25 protein-coding genes are annotated in these 24555 nt (G+C 70.9%); 14 read left to right on the forward strand and 11 right to left on the reverse strand.

All coding sequences use genetic code 11. The features are described 5' to 3' along the window. The first annotated feature begins 100 nt into the window (after positions 1-100). Both CRP55_RS06980 and CRP55_RS06985 read left to right on the forward strand, forming a co-directional pair. Complete coding sequence (locus CRP55_RS06980) at positions 101-535, forward strand: formate/nitrite transporter family protein (RefSeq protein WP_218854141.1); 435 nt, start codon at positions 101-103, stop codon at positions 533-535. 117 nt (positions 536-652) lie between these two features. Next, positions 653-1006: a hypothetical protein gene (locus CRP55_RS06985; RefSeq protein WP_097318847.1), complete on the forward strand. Its 354-nt coding sequence runs from the start codon at positions 653-655 to the stop codon at positions 1004-1006. Positions 1007-1163: 157 nt separating this feature from the next. Here the strand turns inward: CRP55_RS06985 and CRP55_RS06990 are convergent, their stop codons facing one another. Both CRP55_RS06990 and CRP55_RS06995 read right to left on the reverse strand, forming a co-directional pair. Next, positions 1164-1529, reverse strand: a complete 366-nt coding sequence (locus CRP55_RS06990) for a nuclear transport factor 2 family protein (RefSeq protein WP_097318848.1) — start codon at positions 1527-1529, stop codon at positions 1164-1166. A 237-nt stretch (positions 1530-1766) separates the two neighbouring features. Further along, on the reverse strand, positions 1767-2315 hold the full coding sequence (locus CRP55_RS06995; RefSeq protein ID WP_097318849.1) for a TetR/AcrR family transcriptional regulator: 549 nt from the start codon (positions 2313-2315) through the stop codon (positions 1767-1769). An 834-nt stretch (positions 2316-3149) separates the two neighbouring features. Here CRP55_RS06995 and CRP55_RS07005 point away from each other — a divergent pair. Then, a complete protein-coding gene (locus CRP55_RS07005) occupies positions 3150-4085 on the forward strand; it encodes a zinc-binding dehydrogenase (RefSeq protein ID WP_097318851.1) in 936 nt (311 codons plus the stop codon). Between the two features lie 10 nt (positions 4086-4095). Here CRP55_RS07005 and CRP55_RS07010 read toward each other — a convergent pair whose 3' ends face one another. Both CRP55_RS07010 and CRP55_RS07015 read right to left on the reverse strand, forming a co-directional pair. Next, positions 4096-5850 carry a GAF domain-containing SpoIIE family protein phosphatase gene (locus tag CRP55_RS07010; protein WP_097318852.1) on the reverse strand — a complete coding sequence of 585 codons (1755 nt, stop codon included), beginning with the start codon at positions 5848-5850 and terminating at the stop codon, positions 4096-4098. 23 nt (positions 5851-5873) lie between these two features. Beyond that, positions 5874-8480, reverse strand: a complete 2607-nt coding sequence (locus CRP55_RS07015) for an MGH1-like glycoside hydrolase domain-containing protein (RefSeq protein WP_097319214.1) — start codon at positions 8478-8480, stop codon at positions 5874-5876. A 68-nt stretch (positions 8481-8548) separates the two neighbouring features. Between CRP55_RS07015 and CRP55_RS07020 the strand changes: the two genes are divergently transcribed. After that, on the forward strand, positions 8549-10471 hold the full coding sequence (locus tag CRP55_RS07020; RefSeq protein ID WP_097318853.1) for an amylo-alpha-1,6-glucosidase: 1923 nt from the start codon (positions 8549-8551) through the stop codon (positions 10469-10471). Between the two features lie 8 nt (positions 10472-10479). Beyond that, positions 10480-11106 carry an HAD family hydrolase gene (locus CRP55_RS07025; RefSeq protein WP_245922855.1) on the forward strand — a complete coding sequence of 209 codons (627 nt, stop codon included), beginning with the start codon at positions 10480-10482 and terminating at the stop codon, positions 11104-11106. Between the two features lie 25 nt (positions 11107-11131). Here the strand turns inward: CRP55_RS07025 and CRP55_RS07030 are convergent, their stop codons facing one another. Beyond that, positions 11132-11401, reverse strand: coding sequence for a hypothetical protein (locus tag CRP55_RS07030; RefSeq protein WP_143234442.1), 270 nt, complete (start codon positions 11399-11401; stop codon positions 11132-11134). A 211-nt stretch (positions 11402-11612) separates the two neighbouring features. Continuing rightward, positions 11613-11759: a hypothetical protein gene (locus tag CRP55_RS52805; protein ID WP_179855047.1), complete on the reverse strand. Its 147-nt coding sequence runs from the start codon at positions 11757-11759 to the stop codon at positions 11613-11615. Here CRP55_RS52805 and CRP55_RS07035 point away from each other — a divergent pair. Then, positions 11751-12062, forward strand: a complete 312-nt coding sequence (locus CRP55_RS07035) for a hypothetical protein (protein WP_097318856.1) — start codon at positions 11751-11753, stop codon at positions 12060-12062. The genes CRP55_RS52805 and CRP55_RS07035 overlap by 9 nt on opposite strands. Before the next feature lie 43 nt (positions 12063-12105). Beyond that, complete coding sequence (locus CRP55_RS07040; RefSeq protein WP_097318857.1) at positions 12106-12651, forward strand: response regulator transcription factor; 546 nt, start codon at positions 12106-12108, stop codon at positions 12649-12651. Here the strand turns inward: CRP55_RS07040 and CRP55_RS07045 are convergent. Continuing rightward, positions 12648-12839: a hypothetical protein gene (locus CRP55_RS07045; protein ID WP_097318858.1), complete on the reverse strand. Its 192-nt coding sequence runs from the start codon at positions 12837-12839 to the stop codon at positions 12648-12650. The genes CRP55_RS07040 and CRP55_RS07045 overlap by 4 nt on opposite strands. A 68-nt stretch (positions 12840-12907) precedes the next feature. On the opposite strand from CRP55_RS07045, the gene CRP55_RS07050 reads away from it, so the two are divergent. Together CRP55_RS07050 and CRP55_RS07055 are read left to right on the forward strand one after the other, a co-directional pair. Continuing rightward, entirely contained in the window at positions 12908-13738 is an 831-nt protein-coding gene (locus CRP55_RS07050) for an LLM class F420-dependent oxidoreductase (protein ID WP_097318859.1), read from the forward strand. After that, positions 13735-14139, forward strand: a complete 405-nt coding sequence (locus tag CRP55_RS07055; protein WP_245922856.1) for a TIGR03668 family PPOX class F420-dependent oxidoreductase — start codon at positions 13735-13737, stop codon at positions 14137-14139. The genes CRP55_RS07050 and CRP55_RS07055 overlap by 4 nt, the downstream gene beginning before the upstream one ends. On the opposite strand, the gene CRP55_RS07060 is transcribed toward CRP55_RS07055, so the two are convergent. Both CRP55_RS07060 and CRP55_RS54395 read right to left on the reverse strand, forming a co-directional pair. Then, complete coding sequence (locus tag CRP55_RS07060; RefSeq protein WP_218854144.1) at positions 14107-14976, reverse strand: RNA polymerase sigma-70 factor; 870 nt, start codon at positions 14974-14976, stop codon at positions 14107-14109. The genes CRP55_RS07055 and CRP55_RS07060 overlap by 33 nt on opposite strands. 85 nt (positions 14977-15061) lie before the next feature. Continuing rightward, positions 15062-15433, reverse strand: a complete 372-nt coding sequence (locus CRP55_RS54395) for an FAD-dependent oxidoreductase (RefSeq protein ID WP_245922857.1) — start codon at positions 15431-15433, stop codon at positions 15062-15064. Between the two features lie 64 nt (positions 15434-15497). Between CRP55_RS54395 and CRP55_RS54400 the strand changes: the two genes are divergently transcribed. After that, the gene (locus tag CRP55_RS54400; protein ID WP_179855048.1) at positions 15498-15839 is read left to right on the forward strand and encodes a hypothetical protein; all 342 of its coding nucleotides are present in this window, start codon (positions 15498-15500) and stop codon (positions 15837-15839) included. Positions 15840-15860: 21 nt separating this feature from the next. Here the strand turns inward: CRP55_RS54400 and CRP55_RS07075 are convergent, their stop codons facing one another. Then, positions 15861-16463, reverse strand: a complete 603-nt coding sequence (locus tag CRP55_RS07075; RefSeq protein WP_097318864.1) for a hypothetical protein — start codon at positions 16461-16463, stop codon at positions 15861-15863. After that, positions 16460-17341, reverse strand: a complete 882-nt coding sequence (locus tag CRP55_RS07080; protein ID WP_097318865.1) for an ATP-binding cassette domain-containing protein — start codon at positions 17339-17341, stop codon at positions 16460-16462. Before CRP55_RS07080 ends, CRP55_RS07075 begins: the two co-directional genes overlap by 4 nt. Positions 17342-17421: 80 nt before the next feature. Between CRP55_RS07080 and CRP55_RS07085 the strand changes: the two genes are divergently transcribed. From CRP55_RS07085 to CRP55_RS07100, 4 genes are read left to right on the forward strand one after another with little or no spacing between them, the layout of a single operon-like run. Continuing rightward, positions 17422-19260, forward strand: coding sequence for an SCO7613 C-terminal domain-containing membrane protein (locus tag CRP55_RS07085; RefSeq protein WP_143234444.1), 1839 nt, complete (start codon positions 17422-17424; stop codon positions 19258-19260). Positions 19261-19317: 57 nt separating this feature from the next. Continuing rightward, entirely contained in the window at positions 19318-22371 is a 3054-nt protein-coding gene (locus CRP55_RS07090) for a putative bifunctional diguanylate cyclase/phosphodiesterase (protein ID WP_097318867.1), read from the forward strand. Continuing rightward, entirely contained in the window at positions 22368-23606 is a 1239-nt protein-coding gene (locus tag CRP55_RS07095; protein ID WP_097318868.1) for an aminotransferase class I/II-fold pyridoxal phosphate-dependent enzyme, read from the forward strand. Before CRP55_RS07090 ends, CRP55_RS07095 begins: the two co-directional genes overlap by 4 nt. A gap of 55 nt (positions 23607-23661) precedes the next feature. Next, positions 23662-24528: an LLM class flavin-dependent oxidoreductase gene (locus CRP55_RS07100; RefSeq protein ID WP_097318869.1), complete on the forward strand. Its 867-nt coding sequence runs from the start codon at positions 23662-23664 to the stop codon at positions 24526-24528. The last annotated feature ends 27 nt before the right edge of the window (positions 24529-24555 follow it).

A 24555-nucleotide genomic window follows, 5' to 3' on the forward strand; every position in this document is an offset into this window, starting at 1 on the left:
GCGTCAAGAAGGCCGAGCTCAGGTGGGACAAGACCCTGGTCGGCGGGTTTCTGGCCGGTGCGTACATAGCCTTCGGCGGGCTCGTGGCGATCGCCGTGCGGTGTTCGTCGCGTACTTCCTGGCCGTGCAGAGCGGCGTGATCGGCGACGTCGGCACCGGCGCGGGAACCTCCGGCGGCATGGCCTACGAGCGGCTCGCCGGCATCGCCGAGGCCAAGGGGATGCACGAGAGCAACTGGCAGATCTTCCTGCGTGCCGTCGGCTGCAACTGGCTGGTGTGCCTGGCCGTCTGGATGTCGCTCGCCGCCGACACGCTGTCCGGCAAGATCCTGGTGATCTTCTTCCCGATCATGGCGTTCGTGGCGATGGGCTTCGACCACGTCGTGGCCAGCATGTTCTTCCTGCCGGCCGCGATCTTCGCCGGCGTGCCCGGCCTCGGCTGGGACGACACACTGCGCAACTGGCTGCTGGCCGGCGCCGTCATCTTCGTCGCCACCTCATACTGGTATATGTATCTGCGCGACGATTCTAAATGATCTTTTAAACTGCTCGTTCACTCTTTAGTGGTTGCGTTTCTGTACGGAGAAAATGCAGCGTGCCTCCTAACATTCTCTCCATCAGGCACCGCTTGATGAGAGAGAAAGGCAGTTGTCATGAATAAGGTCACGCGCAAGATCACGATGACCGGTGTGGCTCTGGCCGCCGGCCTGACCATGGGCGTTACCCCCGCCGCCGTCGCCCTCGCCGGCCCGGCCCAGGGTGGCGCGGCCGCGCAGGCCAGCGACCACAAGAGCCCCCGTGGCGAGCGCCTTGTCGGTTTCTACCGCACGCAGAGCCAGTGCTTCAAGGTCGGCCGCATCGGCCAGTTCCACGACAAGTGGGACCGGTTCGACTGCGACCGCGTGCAGCGCGGCTTCAAGCGCGGCTGGGTCGCCCTGAAGGTGACGAAGGACGTTCGCGGCCAGCACCACGGCCACGGCCCGAACCGCCCGCACGGCCACCGGTAATTCATTGCACGACGAGGGCCGCACCCCGGCGACGGGTGCGGCCCTCGTTTTATTTCAGGCGATTCACAGGTTTGCCATTTCCCGCCGATGGGAAGTGATAGCAAAAGCGGCGTGTCGTTTCCGCAAAGCAATTCCGCTAGTACTTTCGGACAATTTCTCAGCGATGATCGTTCTCCTTGAGCTCGATCACCCAGGCCCGCCGCTCGCAGATCTTGGAGTCCCGCATCCGGAACACCTCGGCCATCGACATGCGCATCACCTCACCGGTGTCCCGCGTCGCCGACCCACTCAACTCGGCCATGACGGTGTCGCCCTGCTCCACCATCCGCACGACCTCGAGCCGGGGCGGCCCGGCAAACCCGGGCCCTTCGATGTTCGCGTCGTAGGCGGCCTTGCCACGAAGGTGAAACGCCCCGAACACCGTCCACTCGATGTCATCGGTGAGACACGACAGAACCTGCTCGTGATCGCTCTTCCGAAACCCGTCGAGATACTTCTCCACCGTCTCCGTGTTGCGTGACATGCGCCCTCCCAGCTCGTGGTGTCGTCCCCGATGGTCGTAGCGGCCGCCTCGTCCTTGACATCGTGTCCGGCGCGCTCGGCACTCACACTTCATCCGCGCGAAGGCCCGGCGTTGGTGCGGGCTTGAGTCTCAGTTTCGCGGTGGGCCGCGGTCGGGGCTTGAGTTTCAGGTTCGTGGTGGGCCGCGGTCGGGGCTTGAGTTTCAGGTTCGCGGTGGGCCGCGGTCGGGGCTTGAGTTTCAGGTTCGCGGTGGGCCGGGATCGGGGCTGGTGGCGAAGGCTCGGAGGGTCAGCTCCGCGAAGCGGCGGGAGGCCGCCACGCGGGTGGTGGCCGAGGTGGCGCGCAGGCCGGAGTTGGCGACCAGCACGAGGATCAGGTCGTCGACGGTGACGTCGGGGCGCAGGTGGCCGCCCGCCTTGGCCCGGTGGAGCAGCTCGGCCAGCGAGGCGACGCCACGCTCGCGGGCGGCGGTGTCGGTGAAGGCCCGGGCGAAGCCGCGGTCTTCGGCGTGCAGCACGAAGAGCTTCTCGACAACCATGCGCAGGCCACGCCACGCGTCGGGGTCGGCCAGGCCTTCGTCGACGACGGCGTAGCAGGCGTACATCTGCTCGGTGAAAGCCTCGGTGATCAGAGCCTGCTTGGTCGGAAACCGCCGATAGAGCGTGGCCGGCCCGACCTCGGCCCGCCGCGCGATCTCACGCATCGGCACGTCAAGCCCGTCAGCGGCGAAGACTTCACGCGCCGCCGCGAGGATCCGCTCCCGGTTGTCCCGAGCATCCGAGCGCATCCCCGCGCCACCCCGCACCTTCCTCTCATCGCCGTGCGCCGTCACCGCGCCGCCGACCCCGCCCGCGCCTCGCCAGACCTCATCCGCCTCTCGTCCATCCCCGCCTCGCCGGACCCTCTCCGCCCCTCGCCCGTCCGCACCTCGCCCTTCCGCGCCTCGGTCGCCCGCGCTTCGCCCGCCCGCGTCTCGCCGGGCCTTCTCCGCGCCTGACCGATTCGCGCCTGGCCCGTCCGCGCCTGGCCCGTCCGCGCCTGGCCCGTCCGCGCCTGGCCCGTCCGCGTCTCGCCGGACCTCACTCGCGCCTCGCCGGATCCGCGGCTGGCCCGGCCGCGGTTTGCTCATGCGCGGCTCACCGGGCCGCGTGGGCGCCTTGGCCGCCCGCCGTTCGCTGGACTCCGCCCGTGCCGTGCCCATCCGCGCCTTGCCGGGTTGCATTCGCGCCTTGCCCGCGCGCGTCTCGCTCATCCGCGTCTCGCCGGACCTCACTCGCGCCTCGCCGGATCCGCGTCTGGCCCGCCCGCGGCTCGCTCATCCGCGTCTCGCCGGACCTCACTCGCGCCTTGCCAGATCCGCGTGTGGCCCGGCCGCGGTTTGCTCATGCGCGGCTCGCCGGGCCGCGTCGGAACTTTGGCCGCCCGGCGCTCGCTGGACTCCGCCCGCGCCGCGGCCGTCCGCGCCTTGCCGGGTTTCATTCGCGCCTTGCCCGCCCGCGGCTCGCTCATCCGCGGCTCGTGAAGGGCTGGCGTGCCGGTGGGCGGTCGTGTCTGAGGCAAAACTGCGGGCACGCTCTCACTTTAGCCAAGTGGACGGGGGCGTCCGTTAGCGTCGGCGGGCATGAAAGCTGTGGTGATCAAGGAGTTTGGGAGCCCGGACGGGCTTGGTGTCGTCGAGCTGGGGGAGCCGGTGGCCGGGGGCGGGCAGGTGCTCGTCGACGTTGAGGCGGCCGGGGTGGCCGGCGGTGATGTGCTCATTCGGCGGGGTGCGCTGGCCGCGTACGGCTTCCGAACCGGGTTTGTTCCTGGTGGGGAAGTGGCGGGGACGGTGGCGGCGGTCGGTGCGGGCGTCGATCCCGGGTGGGTGGGGCGGCGCGTGTGGGCCTTCACCGGGACCGGGGGCGGCTATGCCGAGAAGGCGGTCGTGGTGCTGCGTGATGTCGTGGCGCTGCCGGACAGTGTCGCCGCCGTAGACGCAGTGACGCTTGGTAGTGCAGGGGTGGTCGGGCATTTCGGGCTGGCCCAGGCGAGGTTCGCGGCGGGGGAGTCGGTGCTGGTGCGCGGGGCCGCTGGGAGCCTCGGCATCGCGACTGTTCAGCTTGCCGCGCGTGGGGGTGCGTCGGTTGTGGCGGTCACGACCAGCTCGGCCGAGCGGGGGCGCCGGCTGCGGGAGCTCGGCGCGACCCATGTGCTCGACCGGGCCGGCGTGGGGGACGGGCCCGAGGCGTACGACGTCATCATCGACGTTGTGGCGGGCGACGGGCTGATGCTCGATCGGCTCGCGGTGAACGGGCGGCTGGTGATCGTGGGTGCGGTCGATGGTCCGCCGCCCGCGGACCTCGGCGCCCGGCTCATGGCCGCGTTCCGGAAGTCGCTCACCGTCGCGACCTTCAGCGCCGACACTGTGCCGGCGGGCGCGCTTCAAGCCGTACGGGAATCGTCGCTTCTGACTTTGAAGTCCGTCGTGCACCAGGTCCTGCCGCTGGCCGAGGCCGCCGAGGCTCACCGCCAGATGGACGCGGGCCAGGTCTTCGGGCGGATCGTGCTGACCGTGTGAGGACCGCCGGTCAGGCGACGGGGTGTCGTGGTGTGGCGATCAGCAGGAGCGCCACGTCGTCGTCGCGTTCGGCCGCGCCGGCGTCTCGCAGCAGGCGGTCGGCCAGGAGTTCGACGTCGTCGGTGGCGTGGTCGGACAGCAGGCGGTGGACGCGGGCCAAGCCCTCGTCGATCGTGGCCGTGCGGCTCTCGACCAGGCCGTCGGTGTGCAGCAGCACGACCGCGCCGGGTGGCAGGTGCTGTGTCTGGTTGCGGCGGGAGATGCGGCGGACCGCGCCGATCAGCGGGTCGTGCTCGCCCAGGGGAACGACCTCGCCGTCCGGCAGCAGCAGCACCGGTGCCGGATGGCCCGCGTTGGCCCAGGTCAGCTGATATCCGCCGGCGTCGTCCGGCTCGAGGTAGGCCAGCAGCACCGTGGCCAGGTTTTCCAGGCCCACCGCCCGGCGGGTGTGCTCCAGCCGGCGCAGCACGGCCGACGGTGGCTCGTGCCGGTCGATGACCAGCGTGCGCAGCATGCTGCGGTATTGGCTCATCGCCGCGGCCGCGGTCACGCTGTGCCCGGTGACGTCGCCCATGACCAGCACGAGGCGGTCCCCTTCGAGGGTCAGCGCGTCGTACCAGTCGCCGCCGACGTGGTCCTCGCGGTGGGCCGGGGCGTAGCGGGCCGCCATCCGCAGCTTCGGGTGCCGGGGCAGCGGGCTGAGCAGCGCCTTCTGCAACACCGCGGCCGCCGCCCGCCGGTCCGCCAGCACGTTGGCGCGGGTCAGCGCCTGCACCACGAAACCGGACAGCGCGGTGAGGATCGCCTGCTCGCCCGGGTCCAGCACGTTCGGCTGTCTCCACACGAACGTCAGCGCCCCGGCGGCGCCGGTCGGTCCCCGCAGCGGCACGCTGGCCGCCGACTGCCATCCGAGCTCCTCGAAGGTGCTCAGCGCGTCCGGCGCCGTCGCGGCGACCGCCGCCAGGTCGGGCAGCAGCACCGGCCGGCCGGTCCGCGCGGCCAGCGCCGACGGGGTGCGCGTACCGGCCGGATAGCGTGCCCACCGTTCGGCCTGCGCCGGCGGCAGCAGTCGCTTCGACGCCAGCGCCACCTGCTCGCCTTCCTCGACCAGGGAGACACCGACGTACGCCGGGTCGAGTGTGCCCGTCACCAGCTCGCGCACCGCGTCGACCACCTTGTCGACGCTGTCGGCGTCGGCCAGGGCGGCGCTGGCGTGCAACAGCAGCCGGGTCCGGGCGGTGACCAGCTCGGCCCCGAACCAGGTGATCCGGGCCCGCAGGGCGTCGGAGCAGGCCGCGGCCAGGTCGGCCAGCAGCGACAGTTCGGCCTCGGTCCAGTGCCGGGGCTCGTGGTCGATCGCGCAGAGCGAGCCGAGCACCTGCCCGTCGGCGTCGGTCAGTGGCATTCCCGCGTAGCCGACCACGCCCAGGTCGGCGATGGCCAGGCTGTCCCGCAGCCGGTCGTCGGCGCGGGCGTCGACGACCACCAGCGGCTCCCGGGTGGCCACCACGTGCTGGCAGAACGAGTGCGACAGCGGGGTCTGCCGTTCCTCCTGCCACGGATGGCCCAGCCCGCAGGCGCCCGGGAAGACCTGCCGGTCGTCGCTGACCAGGGACACCAGCGCCACCGGCACGTGCAGCGCCCGGCGGACGATCTCGGCGAAGCGGTCGAACGCCTCGTCGGCGGCCGCGCCGAGCCCGGTGTGCCGGAGCGCTTCGAGTCGTTCCCGGCCGGTCAGCGCCCGGCGCAGGTCGTCGTAGAGCATCCGGAAATTATGAGGTGGCCGGTTCAGCGGCGCAGGGTCAGGATCAGGTCGACGACCAGGGCGGTCCAGCCCGTCTGGTGCCAGGCGCCCAGACCGGCGCCGTTGTCGCCGTGGAAGTACTCGGGGAAGACGATCAGGTCCTTCCAGTCGGGGTGGGTCTGCAGCAGGTTCGAGGCGCCGTAGATGGGGCGGTGGCCGTTCTCGTCCGGCAGGAACAGGGCGATCAGCCGGCGTGAGATGTCGTCGGCGATGTCGGCCAGGGGTTCCTTCTGTTGCGAGCCGGTCGGGTACTCCGCCTTGAAGTCGTGGCCGAAGAAACCGGCGTACTCACGAAGGGCCTCGATGAGCAGATAGTTGACCGGCATCCAGATCGGGCCGCGCCAGTTCGAGTTGCCGCCGAACAGGCCGCTCGTGCTCTCCGCCGGCTCGTAGCCGACGGTGAAGTCGGAGCCGCCCAGCGACACGGTGAAGGGCTTCTCGAGATGCGATCGGGAAAGGGTCCTGATCCCGTACGCCGAAAGGAACTCCTCCGGATCGAGCATGCGGCCCAGGACACGCAGCAGCTGGTCCTGGCCGACCATGGCCAGCAGGCGCTGCTGGCGGCCCTCGGGGGAGAGGCGGCGGGCGCTGATCACGTCGGCCACCTCGCCCTGTGACGCGCGCAGCCAGCGCAGGCGGGCGCTCAGCTCGGGCAGGCGGTCCAGCGTGGCCTTCGTGATGCGGGTCGTCGCGGCCAGCGGGAGCAGGCCCACGATGGAGCGCACCTTCAGCGGCAACTTGTGGCCGTCGGGCAGGCGCAGTTGGTCGTAGAAGAAGCAGTCCTCCTCGTCCCACAGGCCCTGGCGATAGGCCGCCTCCGCGATGTACGCGAAGTGTTCGAAGAACTTCGTCGCCATGTCCTCGTAGGTGCGGTCGTGCAGCGCGAGCCTGATCGCCATGTCGAGCAGGTTCAGCGCGTACATGGCCATCCAGCCCGTGCCGTCGGACTGCTCCAGCACCCCGGCCACGGGCAGGGCGGCCGAGCGGTCGAACGGGCCGACGTTGTCCAGGCCGAGGAAGCCGCCCTCGAAGACGTTGTTGCCGCCGACGTCCTTGCGGTTGACCCACCAGGTGAAGTTCATCAGCAGCTTGTGCATGACGCGGGCCAGGAAGTCGAAGTCGCGGCCGCCGTCGATCTCGAAGACGCGCAGCGCCGCCCACGCGTGCACGGGCGGGTTGACGTCGCCGAACGCCCACTCGTAGGCCGGGATCTGGCCGTTGGGGTGCATGTACCACTCGCGCAGCAGCAGCACGAGCTGCGCCTTGGCGAAGGCGGGGTCGACGCGGGCGATGGAGACGCAGTGGAACGCCAGGTCCCACGCCGCGTACCAGGGGTACTCCCACGGGTCGGGCATGGAGATGACGTCGAAGCTGTTCATGTGCCACCAGGCGTTGTTGCGCCCGTAGCGCCGGCCCGGTGGTGGCGGCGCCGAGCCGGGATCGCCGGCCAGCCACTGCTTCACGTCGAAGTGGTAGAACTGCTTGCCCCACATCAGCCCGGCGATGCCCTGCCGGGCCACGGCCTTCTCCTCGGGCGACGCCGCGGCCGGGATGACGGCGTCGAAGAACTCGTCGGCTTCCGCGAGCCGCCCGCGCATGACCTCGTTCCACTCGTCGGCCAGGTCGAGCGCGCCCACCTGGTCGTCGTCGGCCGCCAGCCGAAGGCGAATCGTCCGCGTTTCGCCAGGGCCGAGGGTGATTTTGTAGTGCAGCGCGCCCTTCGTCCCGGTCAGCGCCGGGTTGACGGTCGGGGCGCCGGAGACCACGAAGTCGTTGATGCCGTCCTTCGGGAACATGGTCGTCCCCGGCTGGCCCCACAGGCGCTGCGAGTTGGTCTCGTTGTCGCAGAGCAGCGGCGCGCCCCGCTCGTCACCCTCGAGGACGATGCTCCCCAGCGTGCGATGACGGCCCGCGAGCCGGCCCGGACGACCGACGATCGACGGTACGGCGCGATTGGGCAGCCCCCACGACCACGTGTTGCGGAACCACAACGTCGGCAGCACGTGGAGCGTGGCCGCAGCCGGGCCGCGGTTCGCGATGTGGATCGCGATGCACATGTCCTTCGGCGACGCCTTGGCGTAGTCGACGGTCACCGCCCAATAGCGGTCCTCGTCGAAGATCCCGGTGTCGGCGAGCTCGTACTCCGCCTCCTCGCGGGAGCGCTGCCCGTTCACCCGGACCAATTGGTCGTACGGAAACGCCTCCTGCGGATAGTGGTAGCGCCACCGCATCCACGAGTGGGTGGGCGTCGAGTCCTGGTACCACCAGTACTCCTTGGCGTCCTCGCCGTGGTTGCCGCCGTCGCCGCCGAGCCCGAACATCCGCTCCTTGAGGATCGGGTCCTGCCCGTTCCACAGGGCCAGCGCGAAACAGAACGTCTGCCGGTCGTCGCAGATACCGGCCATGCCGTCGTCGTTCCACCGGTAGGCTCGCGACCGCGCGTGGTCATGGGGAAAGTAGTCCCACGCCGTCCCGTGCTCGCTGTAGTCCTCCCGGACCGTGCCCCACGCGCGCTCCGCCACGTAGGGGCCCCATGCCCGCCACGGCTGCTCGCCGGAGTCCGCCTGCGCCAGGCGTAAGCGCTCCGCCACGCCGTGTCTCACCCCCACTGTCCGATGCCCATCTAGATTGATTGTGCCCGAGAACTGGAGGTCATCTGATGGCTACGCTGCGCAGGACGGCGTTCGGCCCCCAGGTGTGCGGGCACCTCGGCGAGTCCGCCACTCGTGAGTGGCTTGTACCCGATGGCCTCGGCGGTTACGCCATGGGCACGATAGGCGGTCTGCGGACCCGCCGCTACCACGGATTGCTCGTCGTCGCGGGCGAGACGCCGGCTTCCCGGCGGCTCGGTTTGGCCTCGCTCGACCCGGTCCTCACCCTCGCCTCGGGCGCGTCGGTGCGCCTGGCCACCCACGAATGGTCCGACGGCACGATCGCCCCGCGCGGCCACGAGCTGCTGACGAGTTTCGAACTGGTCGACGGCCTGCCTCGCTGGCGCTGGCGGATCGGCGACGTCGTCCTGGAGCGCACGCTGGCCATGGTCACCGGCCGCCCGGCCGTCGCCGTGGTGCATCGCCTGCTCACCGGCGGCCCGGTCAGCCTCACCCTCGACGCCCTGTGCACGTGGCGCGACATCCACGGCGAGCGCACCGCCTCGGGTCCGCCGCCCGAGGTCACCGCCGTCGAGGGCGGCTGCGTGGTCGAGGAGGCGTACCGGCTGCGGGGTCCCGAATTCCGCCGGGCGGGTGCGTGGTGGCGCGGCGTGCGGCACCGCGAGGAGGCGGCGCGGGGCCTCACCCCGACAGAGGATTTGTGGTACGCGGGGAGTTTCCACGCCGAGCTACGCCAACCCGGCGCCACGGCTTCGGTCACGGCCTGGTCGGGCGATCTGAGCGCGCCGCCTCCTGACGCCTCGTCGGCCGCCGATCTTGTCACCGCCGCCCGCGCCCGGAACGTTGCCGTCGTAGCGGCGGCCGCGCCGGCTGACGACGACCAGGCGACGCTCGCGCTCGCGGCGGACGCCTTCATCATCCGTACCACCAAAGCATTTGACGTTGTCGCCGGCTATCCGTGGTTCGGCGCCTGGTCCCGCGACACGATGATCAGCTACGAGGGCCTCTTCCTGTCCAGGGGCCGCTTCGACGAGGGACGATCCTTGTTGCTGTCGTACGCCGCGACGCTGTCCGAGGGCATGCTGGCCAACACCGCCGACACGGGCAGCGTCGAGTTCAACACCGCCGACGGCACCCTCTGGTTCGTGCACGCGGTGGGCCGCCACGTGGCGGTGACCGGCGACGTCGACCTGGCCGCCGAGCTGCTCCCGGCGCTGCTGGACGTCGTCGAGAACCACCTGCGCGGCACCCGCTACGGCATCGGTGTCGACCCCACCGACGGCCTGCTCCGCCAGGGCGCCCCCGGCGAGGCCCTGACCTGGATGGACGCCCGCGTCGAGGGCGTGCCGATCACCCCACGGTCCGGCAAGGCCGTCGACATCAACGCCCTGTGGATCAATGCCCTGGCCATGGTCATCAAGCTGGCCTGGCAGGCCCGCGCCGGCGCCGGCCCGGCCGTGAAGGCCCACCCCGAGGCCCTGACCAGTTTCGCCCGCCGCTTCCCGGCCCCCACCGGCTGGCTCTACGACGTCATCGACGGCCCCACGGGCGACGACGCCACGATGCGCCCCAACCAGCTTCTGGCCTGGTCGTTGCCGTACGCCCCGCTCCGCCCGACCCCCGCCGCCCTGCAGACGATCGGCGCCGCCCTGATGACGCCGCTGGGTCTGCGAAGCCAGGCCCAGCACACCCCCGGCTACCGCGGAACCCACCGGGGCACCCCGGCCGAACGCGACGCGGCGTACCACACAGGAACGGTCTGGCCCTGGCTGATCGGCCCGTTCGTGACGTCCTGGCACCGCATAGGAGTCCCCGCCACCCAGATCATCTCCGACGCCGACGACCACCTGTCCGAGTACGGCCTGGGCTCCATCTCGGAGACGGCCGACGGCGACGCTCCCCACGCCGCGACGGGCTGCCCGTTCCAGGCATGGTCGGTGGCCGAGGCTCTACGGGTCCGCCGCCTGTGATCCAGTACGTGCTTTTCGACCACGACGGTGTGCTGGTGGACACCGAGCACTGGTATTTCAAGGCCGGCGAACGCGCGCTGGCCGACATCGGTGTGGCCTTGGACAGGGATCGCTATCTGCGGGACATGGCCCAGGGGCTGGGCACGTGGGCCCAGGCCCGCGCGGCCGGCGTCGACGAGCAGACCATCAGCCGGCAGCGCCGGGTCCGGGACGAGTACTACCAGGAGTATCTGCGGACGGAAGCCATCGAGATCGACGGCGTCGAGGAGGTCCTGGCCGAGCTGTCCCGGCATGTCCGCATGGCCATTGTGACCACGGCCAAGCGGGCGGACTTCGACCTCATCCACGAGAAGCGCCGGATCAGGCACTTCATGGAGTTCGTCCTCGTGCGGGAGGACTACGAGCTCAGCAAGCCCCACCCGGAGCCGTACCTGACCGCCTTGAAGCGCTTCGGCGCGACCAGGGAAGAGGCCCTGGTCGTGGAGGACTCGTCACGAGGCCTGCGCTCGGCCGTGGCGGCCGGCATCGACTGCGCCGTCGTCCACAACGACTTCACCCGGTCGCAGGACTTCTCGCAGGCCACCTATCGCATCGACACCCTCCGCAACCTGCAAGAGATCATCGGAGTCGGTTGATGAGCCAGGGGACGTGCACGCTCGCTCAGTTGCCCGGGGAGAACTCGACTTCGTGGGTCGCCTTGACGATGTTGATCTCGTCGTAGTGCTGCAGGCGCTGTAGTCCCCAGTGACACATCTGGCGAGTCGGCGCATCGTCGACCTCAGCCAGTTGCTCCAGCTTCGTGTGGGTGGCGACGGGCTCGACATGGGCGGTGGTGGCGAACAGGTAGGCCAGGGCCCTTCCGGCTTCGCAACGACCCACGACCGCCAAGCCCGCCAACCGCGGCGTCGTCTCCCGCTCCACCCGAGCCACGGGCGTCACCCGCAAACCACGCACGACCAAGTGACCCCTGCGGAGGAATCATGACCATCAATCCCGTACCGACCCGCCCGCTGGTCAACGTCCTGGCCAGCTTCGACCCGCCCAGGGCAGGGCCGCACTCCTCTGCAAGCTGACCGACGAGATGCGGGCCGCGATGAGGGCCCGGCCACATGGCCGGGCCCTCATCATGTGCCTGCCGAACTCACACGGCGCGCCGCCGGCGACGGCTGATCAGCCAGGCGACGGCTCCGGAGATCGCGCCCACGGCCAGGCCGGTGAAGAGGCTGCTGACCGTGATGGCGCCGCGCAGCAGCACGGACTCCCCGTCCCACAGGAGATTGTGGATCACGGCCAGGGCCAGCCCGCAGACGCCGCCGGTTATCCGGCGATCGGCGTCGCGGTGCCGGTGGCCGCCGCCCTCTTCTCGGCGGCCGAGGCCGGGCATCGCCGGTCGGCCGGCGCGGCCGCCGTCATCGCCCTGGGCGTCTCGGCGGTCTTCCGGATCCTCGAGGGGCAGAGCGAACGGTACGTCCTGCTCTACGACATGGTGGGGCACGTCGCGCTGGCCGTCACCGCCATCGCGCTGGGCGAGCTGGTGCGGGCCCGGCGCCGCATCCACGAGCTGACCGAACGGCCCTGGGCGGCACCCTGACCGCCGGCTGGCGCGTCGAAGCGTCGATCCCCCGGGAGGCGCCATGACGCGGGTGGTCCTCGCCGACGACCAGGCGATCATCCGGGCCGGGCTGACCGTGCTGCTCCAGGGCGGCGACGGCGAGCCGATCACCGTGGTCGGTGAGGCTTCCGACGGGGCTCAGGTGGTGGGGCTGACCCGCCGTACACGACCGGATGTGGTTCTGATGGACGTGCGGATGCCGGGCGTCGGCGGGGTGGCCGCCACCCGGGCCCTGCGCGCGGATCCCGGATGCGCCGGCGTGGCCGTGCTGATGCTGACCACGTTCGACACCGACGCCGAGGTGCTGGGCGCCATGCGCGCGGCCGCCGACGCGCCCGTCCCGCCGGCGCCCGACCCGAGGCTGACCCGGCTCAGCCACCGGGAGCGTCAGGTGCTGGTCGCGGTGGCCGAGGGCGGCGACAACGCCGAGGTCGCCCGGGAGATGAAGTTGAGTCCCGACACCGTACGGACCTACGTGAGCCGCATCCTGGCCAAGGTGGGAGCGTCGAGCCGGGCCCAGCTGGTGGCGATCGCCCATCGCAGCGGCCTCATGGACCGTCGCTCCTAGACAGCCGGCACCGCTCGCTCAGCCGGCGCGGGCTCGCTGTGCGAGGCGCTCACGGGGGAGTGGTCCTCGGCGCACAGGGGGCAGAGGCGGGTCACGCCGTGGCGGTCGCAGTATTCGTTCGTCTTCTTGAAGGCCAGCAGGCCGGACAGGAAACCCACCAGCAGCGCGACGACTATGCCGAGGATCATGGGACTCTCCTCTCGTGCTTTCCCGTCACACGTCGCGGGGGCGCCCGGCGGTTCATAGGATCATCCGCATGGATTTCGGTGTCGGTTACTTTCCCACCCATGACGGCGTTCGGCCCGGTGAGATCGCGCGGCGGGTCGAGGAGCGCGGGCATGCCGCCCTCTACTTCGCGGAGCACACGCATATTCCGGCCAGCCGTGAGACCCCGTGGCCCGGTGGTGACGTGCTGCCGCAGAAGTACTCGCACACGTACGACCTCTTCGTCGCTCTGACCGCCGCGGCCGAGGCGACCAGCCGGCTGCGGATCGGCGCCGGGGTGTGCCTGGTCATCGAGCGGGATCCGATCACCACGGCCAAGGAGGTGGCCAGCGTCGACCATCTCAGCGGCGGGCGGCTCGACTTCGGGGTGGGCATCGGGTGGAACCGCGAGGAGATGCGCAACCACGGCACCGATCCGCGGACGCGGGTGCGGCTGTTCGGTGAGCGGATCAAGGCGATGAAGGAGATCTGGACGCGGGAGGAGGCGAGCTTCCACGGCGAGTTCGTCAACTTCGACCGCATCTGGTCGTGGCCGAAGCCGGCCCAGAAGCCGAACCCGCCGGTGCTCATCGGCGGCGGCGGCGAGAGTGTGGTCGATCGGGTGCTGGAGTACGGGGACGGGTGGTTCCCGCAGTGGCGCGACGACAACATCGCGGCGCGGGTGGCCGAGTTGCGGGCCAAGGCCGACCGCTACCTGCAGATTCAGATGTTGAGCGTGCCGCCGGACCCGAAGGCGCTGGAGAAGTGCGCCGAGGCCGGGGTGGAGCGGGCGTCGGTGTGGCTGCCGTCGGGGCCGTGGAGTGTCGTCGAGCCGGCCCTGGAGAAGTGGGAGAAGGCGATCGGGGAGCTGGTCGGGCGGTGACGCCGGCCGAGCGGTTCGCCGCGCAGCCGGTGGCCCGCCTGGCCACGGTCGGCGCGGACGGGGCGCCGCATCTCGTGCCGATCGTGTTCGCCCTGGTCGGCGACGTGATCGTCTCGGCCGTGGACGGCAAGCCGAAGCGGAGCCGGGCCCTCAAGCGGCTGGCCAACATCGCCGCCGAGCCGCGCGTCAGCGTCCTGGCCGACCATTACGAGAACGACTGGCAAAACCTTTGGTGGGTACGCGCGGACGGCGTGGCCCGCGTCCGCGACGACGCCCCCGCCGGGCTGCCGCAGCTGGTCGCGAAGTACGCGCAGTATCAGACGGCCGTACCCGAGGGTCCTTATATCGAGATCACGGTGGAGAAGTGGTCAGTGTGGGATCCCGCTCGCTATGGCGCGTAGTTTGTCGGGGTTTGCGACGTTGTGGATGTCGACGATGCGGCCGGTGGCGTCGTAAGAGAAGGTGAGGGTGGAGATCACGCGGCCGGCGCCGGTGAAGACCAGGCCGAAACCGCCGTTGACCTCGGCCACGGCCACGCTCATCTCGGCCGGGGTGACGCCCTCGTAGGTGGTCTGGGCCACCGCCGCCAGCCAGGTCGCCACCTTCGGCGCGCCCAGCACCGGGCGCAGGGCCTGGCGCACCTTGCCGCCGCCGTCGGTCCAGAGCGTCACGTCCGGCGCCAGCAACTCCATCAGCGTGTTGATGTCGCCGCCCGCGGCCGCGGCCAGGAACCGGTCGGTGACGTCGCGCTGCCGGGCCCGGTCCGTCTCGAATCGGGGCCGCCGGGCCTGCACGTGTTCGCGGGCCCGGTGCGCGGCCTGGCGTACGGCCGCCTCCGAACGCTCCACCGCCGCCGCGATCTCGGCGTAGCCGAAGTCGAAGACCTCGCGCAGCACGAACACCGCCCGTTCGAGCGGGCTCAGCGATTCCAGCACCACCAGCATCGCCATCGACACCGAGTCGGCGTCGGCCGTCTCCGCCGTGGTCAGGATCGGCTCCGTGAGCCACGGGCCCACGTACGTCTCCCGCCGGCGCCGGGTCGAGCGCAGGTGGTCCATCGCGACGTTGGTGACGATGCGGGTCAGATAGGCCTTGGGGTCGCTGACGTCCGAGCGGTCCGCGGCCGACCACCGCAGCCAGGCGTCCTGCACCGCGTCCTCGGCGTCGGAGGCCGAGCCGAGGATGCGGTAGGCGACCGCGAACAGCAGGTTGCGGTAGTCGTCGGAGGCGCTGGTCACCGGGTGTACCGCCCGCCGTACGTCCAGAACGACGCCGACCGGGGCAGGCGCAGCATGCGGCGGAAGGTGGGCCAGGGGCTCGCGGTCACCGTCTCCTTGTACCGGACGGCCGCCCGCCCGGCCAGGTATGTCCGGCGCGGGCTGTCGTCGGGGCGGGTGAACTGGACGACCGCGTCGCCCGGCCGAGGCTGACCGGCATGTGGAAGTAGCCGAACCGGAACCGCTTGGGCTGCTTGCCGTCGAGCTCGCGGGCGATCGACATGGCCGCGTGCACGCCGGTCGGCATGCCGCCCTGGCAGGTGCCGTGCATGACCCCGTAGCGCTGCCGGATGTGGGCGGCGTCGCCGACCGCGTAGACATGCGGGTGCGAGATTGAGCGCAGGCTCTCGTCGGTGACGATGCGCCCGCGGTCGTCGACGGTGAAGCCGGCCTGGGCGGCGAGGGGAGAGGCCTGCACGCCGGCTCCCGGACAGGCGTTTCGCCAGCGCTTGCGTCTCGGTCCAGCTGTTGAGGGTGTACGTGTGATCGGGCGCGGCCACCGCGGAGCCGAGCGCGAAGACGAGCCGGTCGTAGGGGAGGGGCTCACCGTCGACGTACGCGACGCCGTCGCCCAGGCCGGTCACCCGGCCCCGGACGAACCGGACGCGGGTGTCCTTCAGCAGTTCGGGGATGCTCAGCTCGGCGGTCGTGCGGCCGGCCGCGGTCATGTGCAGGCGGAGGCGCTCGGTGAACCGCTCCTCGGCGTTGACCAGCGTGATCGTCACGTCGTCGCGGCGGCGCAGGCGGCCCGCCAGGTTGGTGGTCGCGGCCAGGCCGGCGTATCCGGCACCCAGAATCAAGATGTTCATGCCCGCGAGACGTAAGCAGCCCTCGCGGTTGTGACATCAGTCGCCGGACAGATCTCGCCGGATGCTCCAGATCGCGCCGGCCATGGCCAGGACGGTCCAGAGGGTGAACTTGAGCAGACCTTCCGGCTTGCCGCCGGCCGCGTCGAGGAACGAGGTGAACGGCCACGGGTCCTTGAGCTGGCCGAGCAGGCCCTCGACGAAGGTGATGAAGCTGATGTAACCGACGAAGAGCCAGAGCGGCCGGCGTACGAGGGTCGCGTTGGCCACGCCGAACAGGGCGATCATCGGGACGGCGATCAGGGTGCCGGTGAACTGCTTCGACTCCTGGCCGCCGATGAAGGTGAAGCCGCTGATCACGGCGAGCGCCACCGCGATCAGCACCGCGGCCACGCATTGGCCGGCCAGCACGGCCAGCCGGCGCGGCCGGCCCAGGAAGAGCAGCACGGCGGTCCGGTGCTGATAGTGGGCCGAGGTGGTGACCACGGCGATGCCGAAGGCGCCGAGCCCGGCGAACAGCGACCAGAAGTCGGCGCTGAGGAAGCCGAACACCATGGCCAGGGCGATGGTGCCGGCCAGCGACACCCAGCTGGAGCGGATGGACAGCGTCCGGTAGAGCTCGCTGCGGATCACGGCGATCATTCGGCGCTCCCCGCCAGTTGGAAGAAGAGCTGTTCCAGCGTCGGGGTGTCGACGGTGAGCTCGTAGAGCGGCTGCCGGACCTCGTACGCGATCTCGCCGGCGTCCTCCGGCGTCAGCCCGGTCACGAAAAGCACCTGCCCATCGGTGGTCACTCCGGCCCCGGCCTGCTCGAAGGCGGCCCACAGCGCGTGCGGGTCACGGCCGCGGACCCGCAGCCGCAGCGCCTGGCGGCCGGTCAGCGCCTCGAGAGGCTCGGCCAGGCGGACCCGGCCGTCCGCGATGATCACCACGTCGTCGACCAGCTGCTCCAGCTCGCCGAGCAGGTGGCTGGAGATGAGCACGGTCCCGCCGGCCGCGGCGTGGCCGCGCAGCAGCCCGCGCAGCCAGGCCATGCCGGACGGGTCGAGGCCGTTGGCCGGCTCGTCCAGGACGAGAACGGATGGCTCGCCCAGCATCGCGGTCGCCACGGCCAGGCGCTGCCGCATGCCGAGGGAATAGTCGCCGGTCCGTTTGCTCCCGGCATCGGCCAGTCCGACGTACTCCAGAAGCTCGTCGACCCGCCCGGAGCTCGCGCCGCAGAGGAAAGCCTGAGTGCGCAGATGGCCGCGCCCGGTCTGGCCGGGATGGCTGAGTCCCTGCTCGAGGACAGCGCCGACCTGCCGCAACGGCTGGTCGAGGTCGCGGTAGCGGCGCCCGTTGACCAGGGCCCGGCCCGAGGTCGCGCGGCTCAGGCCGAGCAGCACGCGCAGGGTGGTGGTCTTGCCCGACCCGTTCATCCCGAGGAAACCGGTGACCCGGCCCGGCGAGGCGGTGAACGTGACGTCCTTGACGGCGTCGACGCCGCCGTAGGTCTTCGTCAATTCCCGTATCTCGATCATCGACCGGGATTATCGCCGCCCCGGTCAAATGAGTACGCGAACTCATCACCGGCGGGCCGTCGGCGACGAGGATCGACGGCGTGACTGATCCCTGCGCGAGGTGCGGCTCCGTTGACTGCGGGCATGCCACCGACCCCGACGCGACCGAGGTGGCCCGGGCGGACGCCGAGATCACCGAGCTGATCCGGCGGCTCGGGGCGGCGCGTCTGGTTGTGACGGAAATCGAGAGGGCGCTCAACGAGGTGTGGGCGCGGCGCAACGCGGCTGCGGCGCGGGTACGGTCCCGGATGCCGGCCGCTGCCCCATCGCCCGCTCCGCGTTTCGCGCAAAATGTGCTTTTTCTGCTGGGTGGACTGCTGCTCGCGGTGGCCGCGGTCGTTTTCACGGCGGTGGCCTGGGCGCAGTTCGGGGTCGGCGGACGGGCCGTGGTGCTCGCCGGCTTCACCGGGGTGGCGCTCGCGGTGCCGCCGTTGGTGATCCGGCGCGGCCTGACGGCCACGGCCGAGACTTTCGCCGCGGTGGGCCTTCTTCTCACGCTGCTTGACGGGTACGCCGCCTGGCACGTCAACCTGTTCGGAGTCGCCGACGGCTCGGGATGGGGGTACGCGGCGGCGGTCTGCGCCGTGACCGGGGCCGTCGCGGCGGGGTACGAGCACTTCACGGGGCTGGTGGCGCCGCGATACGCCGCGTTGCTGGTGGCCCAGCCGGTGGTGCCGCTGCTGGCGGCGATGGCCGGGCCGGGACGTGCGGGCTGGGCGTTCGCCTTTGCCGGGGTGGCGGCGCTCGACGTGGTGGTGCTGGCCCCCGGGCGCCCGCCCCTGGCCGGTGGGCCGCTGCGCACGGCTGCCGTGCCGCTGCGCACGGCAGCCCTGCCGCTTCGCCTGGCCGCCGCTGTCGCGGGTGGGGTCGCCGTGATGGTCGCGGCCGGACACGCGCTGGTCGGTCTGGCCTCGGAGGAGCCGGTGTGGCCGGCGGTGGCGCTGATCGCCGCGGCTCTCGTCGTGGTGGCGGGCGCGGTCGCCGCGCGGCAGCGGATCGCCCAGGAGATCGCGGCGGCGCTGCTGGTGGTGGCCTTCGTGATCGCGGCCGGCCGGGTCACCGCGATGATCAGCCCGGCCGCCGCGCTGACCGACGTGGCCGCGGTGGTTCTGGTGGCATCTCTGCTGGTGCTCGCGGTGGCCCCGCGACGCGTCGTGCCGGCCGCGCGGGCCGGGACGGCGGTGGGCGCGTGGGCCGGGGCGCTCCCAGCGACGGGCGCGCGCGCCGGGGTCTTCTCGGCGGCGGGCGTGCTCGGTGTCACCGTTTTCGTCATGACCGTCGACCAAGTCATGGGCGCGCGGACGGACTGGGCGCCGCCGATGGCGTTCGCGCTGTTGGTGGCGGCCACGGTTGTTCTCGTCCCGGTCGCCTGGCGCCGGCCGGTGGCGGTGCTGGGGGCGTACGCCGTGATCGTCGATGTGGCGATCCTCGCGATGGCTCAGGCGGGTGTGAGCGTGCTGGAGGCGTACACCCTGATGACCGCAAGCGTCGCCCTCCTGGCCGGAATGCTGGTCCGCCGGGCGCGCCCGGCGGCCGGAAGCTGGACCACCTACGGCCTCGCCCTGGTTCTGGCGCTGACGCCGAGCCTGATCTCGATCCTCGTGGGCGACGGGCAGCACCTGCGACGGCTGCTGCTCGGTCTGGGCGCGCTGGGGATCGTGCTGGCCGGCGCCCGGTTCGGACTGCGGGCGCCCGTGCTGCTCGGCGGCGACGTCCTCGCCCTGGTCGCGCTGCACGAGCTGGCGCCGGTGTGGGATCTGCTTCCGCGATGGATTCCGCTCGCCGCGGCCGGGCTGTTGCTGGTGATGCTCGCGATGACGTTGGAGCGCCGGCGGCGTGACCTGGACCGGCTCCGCGCCACCCTGCACCGGTTTTCGTAAAGCGGCGTCACCGCCGGCCGATCTAGGGGCCTGTTGTTCCCTAGATCGGAGGCACGGATGTCCGCCGCGCGCATGCAGATGTGCTTCGCCGCGTGGGTGGCTGCCCTGACGGTGGTCTTCTACGCCCTGCCGGAGTTCAGCATGTACTCCTGGGCGGCGATCGGCCTCTCCGGGGCGGCGGCCGTGCTGGTCGGCATCCGGCTGCACAAGCCGTCCCGGAAGCTGCCCTGGTATCTGCTCTCGGCCGTTGTCGCCTGCTTCACCCTCGGCGACACCACCTACAACGTGCTCACCGACTACCTCGGGTACGCCAACCCGTTCCCGTCGCTGGCCGACCTGTTCTACCTGATCATCTACCCGATGCTCGCGATCGCGTTGCTGATCTTCATCCGGGCCCGGTCGGGCACCGACAACCGGGCCGCGCTGCTCGACGCGCTCGTGCCCACGGCCGGTCTCGGCCTGCTCTCCTGGGTCTTCCTGATCGCGCCGTACGTGCACGACACCGGCCTGACCCTGCCCGACAAGCTGGTCTCGATCGCCTATCCGCTCGGTGACGTGCTGGCCCTGGCCATGTTCGCCCGGCTGCTGACCGGCGGCGGCCGCAAGCCGGCCGCGCTCACCATCCTGGTCGTCGGCGTCTCCAGCCTGCTGGTCACCGACGTCATCTACGGCCTGCGCCAGCTGGCCGACAACTGGCAGGTCGGCGGGCCGGTCGACTTCGGCTGGATCCTGTTCTACACCGCGATCGCGCTGTCCTCGCTGCACCCGTCGATGCGTGACCTGACCGTCGACGGCGAACGGGCCACCGAGCCCATCGCCGGCGGCCGCCGGATCGCCCTCATGGTGGCCGCGGCCCTGATCGCCCCGGCCGTCCTGCTCATCGAGGACCTCGGCGGCGACGTCACCGACGCCCCGATGATCGCCACCGCCAGCGCGCTGATGTTCCTGGCCGTGATGCTGCGCGTGGCCGGGCTCATGCAGACCCAGCGGATCAACGCGGCCCGGGAGCGCACGCTGCGCATCACCGGCGCCGACCTGGTCGCCGCGAGCAGCGAGGCCGACGCGTACGAGGCCCTCAAGAAGGCGATGGGCGCGATCGTGCCCGCCGGGCAGCCGTGGGCCGAGTTCGTGCTCTCGGTCGACGCCAAGCCCGGCCACACGACGGGCCTGGTCGGCACCCGCAAGGTTCTGATCGCCGACGAGCCGGCCCTGGTCGGTCACACGTTCGCCGGCTTCACCTGGGCGCTGTGCGCCGAGGCGATCGCGTCGCCCCGCAAGCCGGGCGAGCCCCGCCGGCACCGGCGGCTCTACCTGGCCGCCGACGACGAGGTGCTGACCGCGCTCGAGCCGGCCTTCGTGGCCCTGATGACGCAAGGCACGATGGCCATCGAGCGGATCAACCTGACCGCCGAGGTGAACCGGCGCAGCAGCGAGGACTACTTCCGCGCCCTGATCCAGAGCGCCTCCGACGTCATCATGATCGTCGGCGACGACGAGGTGATCCGCTACGCCAGCCCGTCGGCGCTGCCCGTCTTCGGCCACACCGAGATGGTCGGCATGCCGCTGCGCCGGCTCATCGCCGCCACCGACCACGCCGAGCTGACCGCCCTGCTCGACCAGGTGCGCTCCGGCCAGGGCTTCCGCGACGGCGTCGACCTGACCGCCATCAGCGGCGACGAGCTGCTCCTGCAGGTCGAGTGCACCTGCCGCGACCTGCGCGACGACCCGGCCGTGGCCGGGCTCGTGGTCACCATAAGAGACGTCACCGAGCGCCGGCGCCTCGAGAACGACCTGGCCCACCAGGCGTTCCACGACGCGCTGACCGGGCTGGCCAACCGCGCGCTGTTCCAGAACCGGCTCGAGAACGCGGCCCGCTTCGCCGACGGGCGCCGGCATGAGGTGGCCGTGCTCTTCATCGACCTCGACGACTTCAAGGAGGTCAACGACACGCTCGGGCACGCCGCCGGCGACCAGTTGCTGACCACGGTCGGCGAGCGCATCTCGGCCGTGGTGGGGCCGCTGAGCACGGTGGCCCGCACCGGCGGCGACGAGTTCGCGGTGCTGCTGGAGCAGGTCGACGCGCAGGCCGACGCCGAGCAGATCGCGGCGCGCATCGTGGCCGCGCTGGCCGAGCCGATCGAGGTCACCGACGCCACCGGGGCCACGCACCTGGTGCGCGGCGCGGCCAGCGTCGGCGTCGCGACCAGCGCCGAGACGGCCGGGATCACCGAGCTGCTGCGCCGGGCCGACGTGGCCATGTACGGGGCGAAGACCGAGGGCAAGAACACGTGGCAGCGCTACGAGGACGAGATGCACGAGGCGATGCTGCGCCGCCTCGAGATGCGCTCGGCCCTCAACGAGGCGGTGCCCGGCGACCAGATGCGGTTGCGGTTCCAGCCCATCGTCGACCTGCCGACCGGCGAGACGATCGGCCTGGAGGCCCTGGTGCGCTGGCAGCACCCGGCGCGCGGCCTGCTCGGCCCGAACGAGTTCATCGAGCTCTCCGAGGAGAACGGTGCGGTCGTCGCGATCGGTGGCTGGGTGCTGCGCGAGGCGCTGCGCACCTTCGCCGAGTGGCGGCGCTCGGACGCCGGCGGCTTCATGCGGTACGTCAGCGTGAACGTGTCGGCCCGTCAGTTCCGTACACCAGGCTTCGTCTCTCAAGTCAAAGAGGTGCTGGCCGAAATAGGAGCCGACCCCAAGTGGCTGCTCCTGGAGATCACCGAGAGCCTGGTGCTGCACGACGCGGACCAGGTCTGGCGTGACCTGCACGAGCTGCGGGCCATGGGCGTCCGGATCGCGATCGACGACTTCGGCACGGGCTACTCGTCGCTGAGCTACCTGAGCCAGATGCCGGTCGACGTCCTGAAGATCGACAAGTCCTTCATCGACGACATCCTGCACAGCCGCCAGCAGATGGCGCTGGTCGAGACGATCGTCAACCTGGCCCGCACGCTCGACCTGGCGGTCGTGGCCGAGGGCATCGAGCTGGAGGAGCACCGCGCGGCCCTGGTCGCGATGGGCTGCCCGTACGGACAGGGCTACCTGTTCTCCAAGCCGGTCACATCCGAAGAGTTCAAGTCAACGATTCTCACGAAGGGCCTTTCATGAGCGACGGTCTCGAGTTCGTCAAGCGCGACGGCCGGTGGGCGGACCTGGAGCGGCTGCGCAGTGGCAACCCCATGTACGACGCCACGATCGAAGAGGTGAAGGGCCGTCGCATCCGGGTCGGCGACCACTGGCTGGCCGACTTCGCCTCGTGCAACTACCTCGGCTTCGACCTCGAGCCCGAGATCATGGAGGCGATCGAGCCCGAGGTGCGCCGCTGGGGCACCCACCCCAGCTGGTCGCGGCTGCTGGGCAATCCGGCGCTCTACCCGCAGATCGAGGAGAAGCTGACGGCGCTGCTGGACGCGCCGGACACGCTGGTCCTGCCGACGATCACGCACATTCACATGTCGGTCCTGCCGATCCTGGCCGGCAAGGGGCACATCTTCCTCGACTCACAGGCCCACAAGACCATTTACGACGGTTCGATGTACGCCCGTGGGCTGGGCGCTACCGTGACGCGTTTCCACGCCAACTCCGTTGATCATCTTCGTTCGCTGTTGAAGGCGGCGCCGGCCGGGGTCTCGAAGATCGTGGCGATGGACGGCGTGAACAGCATGACGGGCAACGCGCCGGACCTGGCGGCGTTCGCGGCGGTGTGCCGCGAATACGGGGCGCTGCTGTACGTGGACGACGCGCACGGCTTCGGCGTGATCGGCGAGCGGGGGGCGAACGAGAAGTCGCCGTACGGCCTCAAGGGCAACGCGATCGTCAAGTACGCCGGCGAGACGTACGACAACATCGTGCTGGTGGGTGGCTTCTCGAAGAGCTATTCGTCGCTGCTGGCGTTCCTGGCCCTGCCGACGTGGCTGAAGAACCACTTGAAGGTGTCGGCGCCGCCGTACCTGTACTCGGGCCCGGCCCCGACGGCGTCCCTGGCGACGGTGCTGGCCGGCTTGTCGGTGAACGAGAAGCGGGGCGACGACATCCGGGCGTCGCTCTACCGGAAGACGATGAAGGTGCTGGACCACGTACGGGCCCTGGGCGTCTACACGCCGAACACGGGCAACACGCCGGTGATCGAGCTGCCGCTGGCCGAGGGCGAGGACATCGACGTGGTCGGCAAGCTCCTGTGGGACCGCGGCATCTACGTGACGCTGGCGGCCTACCCGCTGGTCCCGCGCGACCAGGTCGGCTTCCGAGCCCAGGTGACAGCCGCCAACGGCGACGACGAGCTGGACGAGCTGAACGCAGTCATCACCGAACTGAACGCCGCCGGCCGCCTCCGCCGCGCCTGATGCCTCTCCTGGCCGGGTGACTACCGGTCACCCGGCCAGTGTGATGATCGGCGGTATGCGACTTTCGATCTGGCCCTCGGCGGGGCAGAGCTTTGCGGGCGTGCTCGAAGCGGCCCGGCACGCCGCGGACACCGGCTGGGACGGCGTGCACTTCGCCGACCACTTCATGCCCAACGGCGAGTCGGGCGCGGTGCTCGAGTGCGGCTCGGTGGTGGCCGCGCTGGCCGCGGCGGTGCCGCGGATCGAGATCACCACCTTGGTATACGGGATGACCTACCGTCACCCGGCCGTCCTCGCGAATATGGCGGCGACCGTCGACCACATCAGCGGCGGCCGTTTCCGGCTGGGCGTGGGCGCCGGCTGGCAGATCAACGAGCACGAGCAGTACGGCATCGAGCTGCCTCCCGTGAAGCAGCGCATCGACCGCTTCGTCGAGGGCCTGCTGGCGATCAAGGGCCTGCTGACCCAGCCGCGCACCACCCTGCACGGCGAGTACTACCAGCTCATCGACGCCGAATGTGACCCGAAGCCGCTGCGCGACCCGCTGCCCATCCTGATCGGCGCGAAGGGCGAGAAGCGCATGCTCCGCATTGTCGCCGAGCATGCCGACGCCTGGAACACCTGGGGCGTGCCCGCGCACATCGCCCAGAAGTCGGCAGTCCTGGACGAGCATTGCGCCGCGATCGGCCGCGACCCTGGCTCGATCGCCCGCACCGCCCAGGCCCTGACCGTCGTCGACGGCTCGATCCCGGATGGCCTGACCGCCCCGGTGATCGGCGGCTCGATCGCCGCTCTGAAGGACGCGATCGCCGAGTACGAGTCCCTCGGCCTGGACGAGCTGATCATCCCCGACGGCCTGCTCGGCGGGGGCCCCACCCGCCTCAAGGCCATGGACACTCTGCGCGACCTGGTCCACGCCTGACTTCGAGGAGGGGCCTGCAGGCCCCTC

It is taken from the genome of Paractinoplanes atraurantiacus (assembly GCF_900215205.1).
In the GTDB taxonomy this organism is placed as follows: Bacteria; Actinomycetota; Actinomycetes; order Mycobacteriales; family Micromonosporaceae; genus Actinoplanes; species Actinoplanes atraurantiacus.

Excerpts from the sequence above, each read along its gene's own strand:
- CRP55_RS06985 (WP_097318847.1), top strand. The coding sequence starts at position 653 with ATGAATAAGGTCACGCGCAAGATCACGATGACCGGTGTGGCTCTGGCC.
- CRP55_RS06990 (WP_097318848.1), bottom strand. The coding sequence starts at position 1,529 with ATGTCACGCAACACGGAGACGGTGGAGAAGTATCTCGACGGGTTTCGG.
- CRP55_RS06995 (WP_097318849.1), bottom strand. The coding sequence starts at position 2,315 with ATGCGCTCGGATGCTCGGGACAACCGGGAGCGGATCCTCGCGGCGGCG.
- CRP55_RS07005 (WP_097318851.1), top strand. The coding sequence starts at position 3,150 with ATGAAAGCTGTGGTGATCAAGGAGTTTGGGAGCCCGGACGGGCTTGGT.
- CRP55_RS07010 (WP_097318852.1), bottom strand. The coding sequence starts at position 5,850 with ATGCTCTACGACGACCTGCGCCGGGCGCTGACCGGCCGGGAACGACTC.
- CRP55_RS07020 (WP_097318853.1), top strand. The coding sequence starts at position 8,549 with ATGGCTACGCTGCGCAGGACGGCGTTCGGCCCCCAGGTGTGCGGGCAC.
- CRP55_RS07040 (WP_097318857.1), top strand. The coding sequence starts at position 12,106 with ATGACGCGGGTGGTCCTCGCCGACGACCAGGCGATCATCCGGGCCGGG.
- CRP55_RS07045 (WP_097318858.1), bottom strand. The coding sequence starts at position 12,839 with ATGATCCTCGGCATAGTCGTCGCGCTGCTGGTGGGTTTCCTGTCCGGC.
- CRP55_RS07050 (WP_097318859.1), top strand. The coding sequence starts at position 12,908 with ATGGATTTCGGTGTCGGTTACTTTCCCACCCATGACGGCGTTCGGCCC.
- CRP55_RS07075 (WP_097318864.1), bottom strand. The coding sequence starts at position 16,463 with ATGATCGCCGTGATCCGCAGCGAGCTCTACCGGACGCTGTCCATCCGC.
- CRP55_RS07080 (WP_097318865.1), bottom strand. The coding sequence starts at position 17,341 with ATGATCGAGATACGGGAATTGACGAAGACCTACGGCGGCGTCGACGCC.
- CRP55_RS07090 (WP_097318867.1), top strand. The coding sequence starts at position 19,318 with ATGTCCGCCGCGCGCATGCAGATGTGCTTCGCCGCGTGGGTGGCTGCC.
- CRP55_RS07095 (WP_097318868.1), top strand. The coding sequence starts at position 22,368 with ATGAGCGACGGTCTCGAGTTCGTCAAGCGCGACGGCCGGTGGGCGGAC.
- CRP55_RS07100 (WP_097318869.1), top strand. The coding sequence starts at position 23,662 with ATGCGACTTTCGATCTGGCCCTCGGCGGGGCAGAGCTTTGCGGGCGTG.